Source organism: Streptomyces sp. NPDC045021 (assembly GCF_056432645.1).
Genome location: NZ_JBWKIQ010000034.1, coordinates 1 through 10387 on the forward strand (window position 1 = coordinate 1; position 10387 = coordinate 10387).

11 protein-coding genes and 1 pseudogene are annotated in these 10387 nt (G+C 68.2%); 4 read left to right on the forward strand and 8 right to left on the reverse strand.

Annotated features, from left to right (window positions below; translation table 11 throughout):
- The 3 genes and pseudogenes from AC07DC_RS41775 to AC07DC_RS41785 form a co-directional block, all read right to left on the reverse strand.
- Positions 1–101, reverse strand: a pseudogene (locus tag AC07DC_RS41775) (DUF4265 domain-containing protein); the annotation flags it as partial.
- Between the two features lie 24 nt (positions 102–125).
- Positions 126–989 carry an SCO6745 family protein gene (locus AC07DC_RS41780; protein WP_478920199.1) on the reverse strand — a complete coding sequence of 288 codons (864 nt, stop codon included), beginning with the start codon at positions 987–989 and terminating at the stop codon, positions 126–128.
- Between the two features lie 58 nt (positions 990–1047).
- Positions 1048–1752: a GntR family transcriptional regulator gene (locus AC07DC_RS41785; protein ID WP_478920201.1), complete on the reverse strand. Its 705-nt coding sequence runs from the start codon at positions 1750–1752 to the stop codon at positions 1048–1050.
- A gap of 162 nt (positions 1753–1914) precedes the next feature.
- On the opposite strand from AC07DC_RS41785, the gene AC07DC_RS41790 reads away from it, so the two are divergent.
- From AC07DC_RS41790 to AC07DC_RS41800, 3 genes are all read left to right on the forward strand, one after another.
- Entirely contained in the window at positions 1915–2454 is a 540-nt protein-coding gene (locus tag AC07DC_RS41790; RefSeq protein ID WP_478920202.1) for a YbhB/YbcL family Raf kinase inhibitor-like protein, read from the forward strand.
- Positions 2455–2887: 433 nt separating this feature from the next.
- The gene (locus tag AC07DC_RS41795; RefSeq protein ID WP_478920204.1) at positions 2888–3655 is read left to right on the forward strand and encodes a dienelactone hydrolase family protein; all 768 of its coding nucleotides are present in this window, start codon (positions 2888–2890) and stop codon (positions 3653–3655) included.
- Positions 3656–3717: 62 nt separating this feature from the next.
- Positions 3718–3933: a hypothetical protein gene (locus tag AC07DC_RS41800; protein ID WP_478920205.1), complete on the forward strand. Its 216-nt coding sequence runs from the start codon at positions 3718–3720 to the stop codon at positions 3931–3933.
- Positions 3934–3938: 5 nt separating this feature from the next.
- Here AC07DC_RS41800 and AC07DC_RS41805 read toward each other — a convergent pair whose 3' ends face one another.
- The 3 genes from AC07DC_RS41805 to AC07DC_RS41815 all read right to left on the reverse strand — a co-directional run bounded on the left by AC07DC_RS41805 (position 3939) and on the right by AC07DC_RS41815 (position 7100).
- A complete protein-coding gene (locus tag AC07DC_RS41805; protein WP_478920206.1) occupies positions 3939–4274 on the reverse strand; it encodes a hypothetical protein in 336 nt (111 codons plus the stop codon).
- A gap of 708 nt (positions 4275–4982) precedes the next feature.
- Positions 4983–5573, reverse strand: coding sequence for a hypothetical protein (locus AC07DC_RS41810; RefSeq protein ID WP_478920207.1), 591 nt, complete (start codon positions 5571–5573; stop codon positions 4983–4985).
- A 3-nt stretch (positions 5574–5576) separates the two neighbouring features.
- Entirely contained in the window at positions 5577–7100 is a 1524-nt protein-coding gene (locus tag AC07DC_RS41815) for a helix-turn-helix domain-containing protein (RefSeq protein WP_478920209.1), read from the reverse strand.
- 183 nt (positions 7101–7283) lie between these two features.
- On the opposite strand from AC07DC_RS41815, the gene AC07DC_RS41820 reads away from it, so the two are divergent.
- Positions 7284–8486 carry an endonuclease domain-containing protein gene (locus AC07DC_RS41820; RefSeq protein WP_478920211.1) on the forward strand — a complete coding sequence of 401 codons (1203 nt, stop codon included), beginning with the start codon at positions 7284–7286 and terminating at the stop codon, positions 8484–8486.
- A 536-nt stretch (positions 8487–9022) separates the two neighbouring features.
- Here AC07DC_RS41820 and AC07DC_RS41825 read toward each other — a convergent pair.
- Together AC07DC_RS41825 and AC07DC_RS41830 are read right to left on the reverse strand one after the other, a co-directional pair.
- Entirely contained in the window at positions 9023–10144 is a 1122-nt protein-coding gene (locus AC07DC_RS41825) for a hypothetical protein (protein ID WP_478920212.1), read from the reverse strand.
- 58 nt (positions 10145–10202) lie between these two features.
- Positions 10203–10387: hypothetical protein (locus tag AC07DC_RS41830; protein WP_478920213.1), on the reverse strand; the 185-nt coding region annotated here is incomplete at its 5' end.

Consider the following 10387-nt stretch of genomic DNA (forward strand, 5'->3'; position numbering starts at 1 on the left):
TCCGCGCTGAGCCTGGTTGCCCACAGGCCTTCGGTGTCCTGAGGGAACCACCCCTCACGAGGCACAAACCGGAACCACACCTTGATCCGGTCACCAGCCACTGAGAGGGCTCCCGGCCCCGACCCTCAGCCCTTGCCGAAGTGCACCGCGGGGAAGGCGCCCGCTGCCCTGAGGGTTTTGGAGAAGCTGCCGGCCAGTTCGGTGAGGCGTGCGGTGGCGGCCGGGCCGAGGTGGTCGTACGGGGCGGCGTCGAGGCGGTCGGTGAGCACCTCGGTCTCGCCGCGCAGGGCCGTGCCCCCCTGCGTGAGGTCGCCTGCCTCGTCCAGCAGGCCGCGCTCGCGCAACTGGTCCCGGGCGGTGTCCCACTGCTGTGCGGACCACCCGCGGGTCCGCATGAACAGCGCCGATGTCGGTGCCGTGCCGGTGGCGTTATGCAGGACCAGCGCCTCGATGCCGGACAGGCCGGCGATCGCCAAGGCGGCGAGGTGACCGTCACCCCGGTGTTCGCGCAGAAGCGTCGCGGCGTGCCACAGGGCCAGGTGCGGCTCCTGGGGCACCGGGAGGCCGGCGTGCGCGGCGTACAGCGGGCGCGCCTCGCGGTGGCACGCCTCCGTGGCGCACAGCGCCAGCCCAGCTGCCTCGGCCATCTCCTTCGACGCGAGAACCTCCTGTCCGAGCTGTCGTCGCAGCATCCCGTCCACGCCGCGCAGTAGCGCCGCGAGCACCGCCTCCGGTGTGGTGACCGTCCACGCGGCAGGAATGTACCGCTTCACATGCTCGTGGTTGAAGTTGTAGAACGTCGCCGTGACCGTGCCCGCGCCGACCCCACCGAGCGGGGCAGCGCGGCCCGCGTAGTAGGACATGGCCCCGCGCTCCAGCCCGAGCGCCGCGAGTTCGTCCTGCCGCTCCGGTGCGAAATACACGGCTGTGTGCAGAGGGCTGACGGCGTTGTGGCAGTGGCGGCCTGTGCTCGCCTGATAGGTAGTCATGCTGTGGCTCCGGTGTCGGTGATCAGATGTGGTCGTGCGGCCAGGCGGGTGAGGCGTATCAGGCTTCCCTCTCGGGTTCGTGGTGGGTGCAGCCGGTCAGCCCGGCCGCGGTCTGGGTGAGGTGCCGGATCAGTACCTCGGCTGCGGTGTCGGCGTCGCGGGCAAGCACCGCCTCCTCCAGTCGGCGGTGCTCGGCGGCGCCGTCCCGGTCGGGGTTGCGGTGCGCTGACCAGCGCCGGGCCAGCTCGCTCGCGGTCCACAGCCGGTCGAAGGTCTCCAGCAGGACGAGATTGCCGCACCCCTCCAGCAGCGTGCGGTGAAAGAGGCGGTGGGCTTCGGCCCAGGCGCTGCTGTAGTGCTCGCCCTTCTCTGCCACGTACGCCGGGGTGCGGGTCAGACGGTGGTGGGAGGCTCGTACGCGGGCTTCCCAGTCCACATCGCCGCGTTCGACGGCCATGCGCAGCATGACCGGTTCGATCGTCCGGCGGGCCTCCGCGATCTCCTGCCAGCGCCGGTCGGAGTACGCCGGGACGGCGAAGCCGCGGTTGGGCAGCCGGTCAGCGAGGCCCTCGCCGACCACCCGCACGAGCGCCTCGCGCACGACGGCCAGGCTCACGCCCTGCTCTTTCGCGAGTTCCTGGGGTTTGAGGGCATCACCGGGGGCGTGGTCCCCGCGCATGATCGCGTCCCGCAGGTGTGTGTAGACCTGCTCGGAGAGGATCTGCTTCCTCGCCGGGGGTGAGGTGTGAGTCGTCTGGGTCATGCCCACACAATAGACGATCTGAGTGATAATCGATTATCGATGTTATGGTCGATCTCGGTGGTGAGCGGAAGCGTGACCACGTCGCCTCCTGGCGCCACCACGGCGGGACCTCCGCCGACCGCATCACCACCACCCCACAGCACACCCGAGAGGCACGACACCATGAGCTCCAACGACCCCTTTGCCCGTCTCCCCGAGGCGGCCTCTTTCACCGTTGTCAGCACCACCGTCACCGACGGCGCCCCCTGGTCGATCGAGCAATACTCCGGCCTCTCCGGCGTCCCCGGCGGGAAGGACGTCTCCCCGCAGCTTTCTTGGAGCGGCGCCCCGGAAGGCACCAAGAGCTACGCCATCACGGTCTACGACCCCGACGCCCCCACCGGGTCCGGGTTCTGGCACTGGGCGGTCGCCGACATCCCCGCCACCGTCACCGAGCTGCCCGAAGGTGCCGGCGATGACACCGGCTCGGGCCTGCCCGGGGGCGCGTTCCAGCTGCCCAACGACGCCCGCGCGGCCCGCTTCATCGGCGCCGCCCCGCCGGCCGGACACGGCCCGCACCGCTACTTCACCGTGGTGCATGCCCTCGACGTCGACACCATCGGCGTCCCCGCCGACGCCACCCCGGCCGCCCTCGGTTTCACCATGGCCGGCCACATCCTCGGCCGCGCGGTCCTGACAGCCACCGCTGAGACTCCCGCCTGATGAACAGCCACAGGGCCCGCGCCGAGCGCAACCGGGCCCTCCACCTGGTCAACGTCCGGCCGGTCGGCCTCCGGTCATCACCGAGGACATGCTGCACACCGTGCTCCGGCGCCGCGCGAACGGCGTGTCCGTCGAGTAGATCCAGTCCGACCTGATCTCCCCACCGGCAAACGCAAGGGGCAGGCTCCCAGCGTCGCGAGCATCTACCGCGCGCTCGCCGAGCACGAGAAGAAGTCGGCGTACCCCGAAGCGGTCGAGGCCGCTCACAGCGACTTCGCCGCCCTGCGTCAGCGCTCAGCGGGAACGCCAGCCAGCGCCTGACGAAAGTCGCTACTGGCCGTTCCGATCCTCCCCAAGGGCCGACACGCGCGCTGTTCTGCCAGCGGCAGAACACCAACAGGACCGGGCTCGACGATCACTACAGTCCAGTCTCATGACGACGATTACGACGCGTACGGTCGAGTACCTGGCCGACGGTTTGACGATGATCGGGCACCTCGCGCTCCCACCCGGTGTCGACCGCCGGCCTGCGGTGCTGCTCGGACCAGAGGGCATGGGACTCAGCGACGTCGAGCGCCGCCGGGCCGATGCTCTCGCCGAGCTGGGATATGTAGCGCTGGCCTTCGACCTTCACGGCGGGCACTATTTGGGCGACCCCGAGGAGATGCTGGCCCGTTGCCTGCCGCTGCTCGCTGATCCCGGCCGGATGCGGGACATCGGCCATGCGGCGCTCGACGTGTTGCGCGCCGAACCGCGGACCGACCCCGACCGGATCGCCGCCATCGGCTACGGCACCGGAGGCGCCATCGCGCTGGAACTCGGGCGCGATGGCGTCAGCCTGCGCGCGATCGGGACAGTCAACGCAACTACCACGGGCCGACCGGGCGAGGCAGCGCGCATCCGCTGCCCGGTATGGGCCGGGGTCGGATCGGAAGACCCGATCATGCCGCCCGCGCAACGAAACGCGTTCACCGCTGAGATGCAGGCCGCGGGCGTCGACTGGCGCCTCACGGTCTACGGCGGCGCCTTGCACGCCTTCCACCACCCGCCGGTCGACCACCCCGTGGTCCCCGGTGTCGGCTACCACCCACAGCACGCGCAGCGAGCCTGGCGCGACGTCGTCGACCTGCTCGCCGAGTGCCTGCCCGTGACGGAGAATCTGGGGCATGGCCCAGGTGAGCATGCTGGCGCCGGGCACTGACGGTCCCCTCCCCTCAAATCCGCATAGCAGAACCGCATTCGGGCGCCATCGACAACGCCCCCGTGCAGCAGCCCGCCGACGGCCAGGACCCGGCTCCCGGCCGGAAGGTCTGGAGCGGGGAGCAGGAAGAGGAACTGGAACGGCTGCGGCGCGTACGGATGGCAGCGCTCAAGGCCTTGTGGGGGCACCCGGCGGTCGCGGAGGCGATGGCCGGCGGCAGCTGGATGAGCCTCCATACCCGGTTGAAGAAGGAGGTCGGCGCGCCCGGCTGGTCCTAGCGGGTCTACGCCCCGAAGTCGGTGTCCGGGCCGGGGTAGTCGTCGTCCCACGGCGCCTGCTTCCGGGTCGAGCCGGAATTCGGGCCGGAGTGCAACAACGTGTTCCGCCGGGTGCGGCGCAGGGTCGCGGGGTGCCGCCAGATGATGACGCCGCGGTAGTCCTGGCCCTCGATGGGCGTGACGACGGCGGCCGGGGCGAGGAACACGGTGCGGGCCGGCTCACCTGCGATGCGGTCGGTGGACCGGTGGTGGGTCTCGACCCGTGCCCAGAGGGCCAGGTTCAGCTCGAACCACCAGGAACGGTCGGCGTCCAGGATCCGCCGGATCACCATCGCCCGCACACTCTGACCATCCGGCAGGCGCACGACCGCAAGTGGCCCGGTCTCCGGCGCCTGTGACGGAGCAGCGTTGTTTGCGAGTGATCGTGAGGAAGGGCCTGGTCGGGGGCTCGCTGATGCGCGGGAGTTTGCGAGTTTGGCGGGCCGAAGTTCGCGAGCCTGCAGTCGCGTTGGTCACGCGCCGTAACGGCTGGGCGGCCCGGTGGGGGCGTTCGGTCAGGGTGTCGTGCAACGCCAGGCGAAGTTGTATCGAGCAGCGTTGGACTGCGGTCGCTTCCCAGGTGCCGCCCCAGCGTGGGTGGTTCGGGCCTGGGACGTGCCCCAGCAGCTTGATGAGTTGTTGTCTGAGGCGACCGGCAGGTAGGCGCAGGCAGTGTCCGGCCATGGCCAGCAGGGCGGCCAGTCGGTGCTGAAGGCGGGAGGGATGTCGCGGATGCCTCCTGCAGAAGCCGACCTGACCGCGGTCGGGCTGGGGCCCCTGGTGATGCCAACAGGCCTGGCACGGCAGGGCGATGATGCGATGAATGGCTCCATGCCCGGCGAAACGGCCTGGCGAGCCGACCTGTCATGGGGACGCGGTCAGAGGGCTGCTGGGCCTCACCCCGCGCCATGACGTCGGACGGGCCTGGCGGGCCCAGCCGCACATGGGAAGGGCGCTTACCGCATCCGGTCAGCGCCCTTCCCTGCTACAGCGACCAGGCTATGCGGGTTTCACGCTCCGATGCCGATGGAGCCCACGTATGCGTAGGCCGCATATTCGGAGTCCAGATCGGTGATCACGTCGTCCCAGATTTCGTCCAGGGCGTCTTCGTCGTCTCGGCCCCAGGCGTCGACGAGGTCGTCCCAGATGTAGCGGGCCTGCACAGAGCGTTCGCTGAGGGTGGGTCGGCGGTACTTCTCGTCCACACGTGATTGGTCCACCGGGTAGATCTCGATCCGCCGGCCCTGTCCCTCGTTGTTCAGCAGACGCTTCAGCGCCCCGGACCGCACGAGGTTGGCCCTGCGGTGGTCCCGATAAGCGCGGTCCACCGCCTCCAGCTTGGTCCGGCTGGGATGGGCGCCTCGGTCCCAGGAGCGCAGCAGGCGGGTGCTGATGCCGTGGGTGCGGAGGGCTTCGCGGCCGGGTGGGTTGCTGAGGTAGCGCAGGCGGGCGGACAGGCCGCGGTGGGTGGTGACGGGTGAGGCGATGCCGCCTTGGTGGGCGATGCGGTCGAGTTCGGACGCGAGGGCTTGGGCGCCGCTGATGCCTTGGGCGCCGTGTTTTTGCCATTCGCCCCAGAGGTCGGTTGCTCCGCCGGTCACGGCTTATTCTCCCAGGGTGTAGAGGGATTTGGCTTTGACCTGGGTCAGGTCGCGGCCTTCCGGAAAAACGCTCTGCCAGTCGCCGGCTACGTGGAGTTCGTCGGTTCCTGACATTTCCACGACGGTCAGGCCTGCGGTGTGTGCTTTATGTGCTTTCAGCCAGAGGTTCGCGAATGCTTGTGAGCGGATGATGTGCATCCAGTCGGGGCGCCGGATTTCCCGGTTCGCGGTGCTCTCGCCGATAGTTGACACGAACTTAGAATACATGGATTTGACGTACTCGTTGGTCAGTTCGTCGTTATGGAAAATGGCTTCCTTGCGGACTTCGACCAGGGTGCGGCGCATCTTTTCGAGTAGGCCTTCGGATGCTCCGGATGTCCATGATTCGTGGATGGTCGGTGTGTCACAGAGTCCGAGTTTCGCGCAGCGCAGGAGGAGTCGCAGGGTGGGTTCGGTGACCCACAGGTTCCCGGGTTCGTTGCGGGCGCCCAGAGGTGAGGGCAGGTCTGGTGTTTCCCAGGTGGGTGGGGTGATGAGGTGGACGCCGGAGCGTTTGGGGTTGTGCGGTGCGCCTTCGGAGTGGACGAGTTTGCCGATGGGGAGCCACGTTTTGAGGGCGGCGAGGTAGGCGGCGTTCATGTCGAGGGCGGTGACGTCCATCGTGAAGTGGCCGCTGCGGGCGGCTTGGTGCAGTTCCTGGGCGCGCCATTTCGGGCGGCCCTCCCAGATCTGGTCGGCGCCCTTTTGGGTTGTTCGTTTGAGGATGTCGGCGGTTGGGGGGAATTCGGAGTGTTCGTAGCGGCCTCCTACTCGGGAGGCGGCGAACAGGGACATGACGTCGGGGACTGCCGTTTTGAGGAGCGCGGCCCGGGTGGCGTCCGGGTCGTTGTCGTGTGCGGCCAGCTCGTGCGCGACGCGGGCGCGGACGCGTTCCGCGAGCGGGCCGGCCGGCGCGGCGACCCGTCGGGGGCCGGGCGGCGCGGCGGCGGGTTGAGGGGCGGGCGGGGCAGCGGCGGGCGCCGGTTCGGCAGCAGGGGTCGGCTCGACGGCGGGCACCGGCGCGGTGACAGGTGCCAATGCGGTGGCCGGTGCCGGCTCGATGGCGAGGGCGTGCTGGGGTGCGGGGGCGCTGCGGGTAGTTTCGTCCGGGGCCGGCTGGACCGGGGGCGCGGTGGGTTGGGCCGGGACGGGCTGTGTCGGAGCCGGGGTGAGTTGGGGTGAGGGGTCGGGTTCTGGCGGGGTCTCGAGCGGCAGGAGGGTCTGGGTGCCGCCGGTGGCGACCCGGTCGGCGGGCAGACAGGTCAGGGCATGGGTGGGGCCGGCGAGGAGGTCCAGCACGGGCATGCCCCAGTGCGCGGCGAGGCGGTCGCAGTCGGTCAGGGTCCAGGCGGCCATCCCGCGCTGCCGGCGGCTGATCTGGCTCTGTGTCAAACCCAGCGCGGCCGCCAGGTCCGCCTGGTGCTCCCCCGTGCGGTGAGCGATCGCCGTCACCGTCACCCGCAGCGTCTCTTCCGTGCCCATCCTCATGAGCCCACCCTAATAGGGGCATGCGGATAGCGCATGAAGGATGCGCGGAGTGCATGCTGGTGTCGCCAGTGCGCGGCACTGGCGGATGCCGACCGTTCCAGCGTGGCTCCGGAGCACAGCCGTGGCATCGCGGAAGGAGCTGGCCGCCGTTCCCTTGTCAGAGGTGGCCATCAGACTACGGTGATGACTCACATGATTGGCCTCAAGGAGGCCGTGCGCGTCCTCGCCAACGAGATGACCGCATGTCGTGTACCGATGGCGCCGGATGGCTTTCGGCGCAGCCGGTGGGATCGCCATGACTTCGTGTTCTTCGGGCACGTGGGCGTTCGTGCGCAAAAATTATCCGGTCGCTGGCATGTCGCCGAATCCGATGTCCGAAGCGCCGCATACACGATTGCGGCACTTCCGTGGGAGCCACGCGATCTCGTCAGCCCTCGTGACGTCGGTGCTGCACCAGACGTTTCGTCGGGCTGGCGTCGGAACATCGAGCAGGTCCTTCAGTCGGTTGCCGCCGGAGTCGCCGGGGGGCCGGACCCCCTGCTCGATCCGTCCCCCGCCGGCATGCGGCTGCCCGAAGGTCTGTGCGCAGCGCTCGCGGACTACTCGGCGTACAGCATTGCCTGCGTCACTCCGCTGCCCACCCTCGTGATCGAGGAGGGCAGGTGGCTGTTGCCCCGTACTCATGCGGTGATGCTGGATCAGTGGGAGTCGGCGGTGGCGGCTCTGAGTGAGGAGTCTGAGTCGTGTTCCGGGTGCGGGGCGCGTTCCGGTAACCGTGGCAGTGTCCCTTCTCTGGACTGGCGTGTGCCGGTTCCCGGTGGCTGGCTGGTGATCTGTCCGGACTGCGCCGCCGCCGCTTATCCGGCCTATCGCGGTGAGTTGACCGGCGTTGCCTACACGGTGGTCCGCGAGCGCGGGCCCCGCGCCGCCACCTTCCGCTGTTCCACCTGCGTATCGGCGCGTCCGGCCAAGGACTGGGATCACTGCCACACCCATGGCCTGGTGCGCGGGCCTTTGTGCGGGAACTGCAACACGGCGGAAGGACAGGGCAAGGATTTCATCAGCCGCCCCGGCGCCCTGGCCCACCTTCTGGGTTGCGCGGGCTGCCACGCCGATCGGACCCTTCCCGCTCACCACCGGCTCGCCGTTCTCAGCCAGCACCTCCACCGCGAGTACGGAAGGGCTGCGTGTGACGTGCCGCCCTACATGTGCGTCCCCCTTACACCGGACGGCCACGGCGGATACAACGTCCGCATTTTCTGCGCCGGCTCGCGTACGGGAGGGGCGATCCACGTCACCGCGTCGCGGCACGAAGCGATCCTCGCCGCCCCCGTCATGACCGTGCTGGAAGGGACCTCCGACCGCACGGCTCGCGGCCCCCGCTGAGGCAGTACGCGTCCATCGTCAAGCATGCCGACATGGCCGGTGCGGCAGACAGTCCGCTGGGCCGGAGGGGCTCCTCCCCCGAGCACCGGCGCGCCGCACAGAAAGTCGCCGTCTGCATGCCGCAGGCGCGGCCGAGAACTTCAAAACCCCTCACCTGCTGGGTCTTCTGCCGACCAGCAGCCTGGTGGCCTCAGGGGCCCTTCCGGCCCGGAGCCGAGTGCCGTAGTCCTTGGCACCGACCGGACAAGTGCCCGGGTACGCGGCCCGGATCGAGCCACGCGGCAACAGACCCGGCACAAAAGGCAGCCCAGGCGACGGCGCACCGATGTGTATCCCGGCGCGCACCGTGGGGTACGCAGTGCACGATGCACCGCGCTCCCCCACCCGTGGTGCGCACCAGGTGCGGTCACGAGTCGAGCCACCCATGCCAGCGCATGGCAACAGCCACCTTCAGGAGTAGCGAAATACCAGTCTTCCCAGATGTGTTTCCGCAACTCCGGGTCGCGACCGAGGATCTCGCCGGACGGTGCGGGACGTCAATCCTGCCAAAAGGGGAACTCGCGATGCAGGCTTTCCATTCTTTCAGGAGCAATCACCGGAGGAATCCAATTGCGCGATGCGGCCAATTTCAGCAACTCTTCGGGAACTTCTGCCCCATACCGCTCGACATAGTAAGGATAGTCACTAGGCCAAACCCAGTTTCCATCCGTACGAAGCTCGAACAATCCAATTCGAAGATCATTGGATTGGATTGCGTCAAAGAGGGACATTGTCGATGCCATCATGACGTGCGACTTCTTAAGGTATCCGAGAATTCCTTCGGGCGTTCCGGAAAATCGATGCAGGCTCGACGCGAGCGTCGGCTGCCCCTCGGCACCGTGGTCCAGATCCGAGTAAAATCCTACTGGCTGAAGCATGCTATTTGCCGCCTCCCGTCTTGTTACCTCCCGCCCAGAAGGGAACCATTCGCCCGAATTGATATATGGTTTATCGCGGGGGCCGATACGGAAGGTGGAGTTGTCGAACACATGAAGGTAATCGCTCGGCGCGCGAACATCGACACCTAGAGCGTTCGCAAGGTTTTGGGCTGCCGTGGCATCCGGTCCACCCGTTAGACAAGCAAGAAGGCGGATCGGCTGGCCCTTGACATAGTTCGGATCAGATTTGATGAGCCGTGCCAGTACGCGATGGCTGAAGTTCGCACCGGTCTCCCAAGCCTCGGGGGACGCTCCGAAGTCTGTAGGACTTCCGTGCACGATGACATCATAGTACCCGCCATAAGGCTTCGCTTTGAGAGCGTATTCAGCAAATGCTTCCCCTGGGGCCAGGGCGTTCAGCCCGCTGGACGCCACATACTGCGGACCGACCATGCCTCTCATCCACCGGAAGGCGGGGCCAATCAAGGTGCCGCCTCCACCCCCCGCTGCCCCAAACAGGAGATCCATGGGAGTGGTGGGTTGGCATTGGACGGTGTTGACGGCCCAGTTGTAGCCGGCGCCGATCGCGGCGTTGATGCCAGCTGCGGCCCAGGTGGCGGTGGCGCCCTCGAAGCCGAGGGCTGCTGCGGAGGCACCGCCGATGGGGGCCAGGAGGCCGCCTCCGATGCCGATGACGGTGCCCTTGCCGGTTGCGGCGGCGAAGTCGGTCCAGTCCCGCATTCAGAAGGCGAGGTGACAAGTCGGCGGCCGTGGCGCCCTGCTGTTGCTTCCGCGTGGCCTACGGCTGGTTGAGCATCAGGTGTCCTCGGAGACCGAACAGGCCGCCGTTCGCGAGGTGGTGCTCGATCACCGGCCTCGGAATGCGGGACAGTGAGCTTTTTCCAACCTCCTGCGGCAGACTGGGCAGTTGACCTGACAAACGGATGAAGCCCCTGGTAGATGGGTTTTCGACCAAGAGAACCG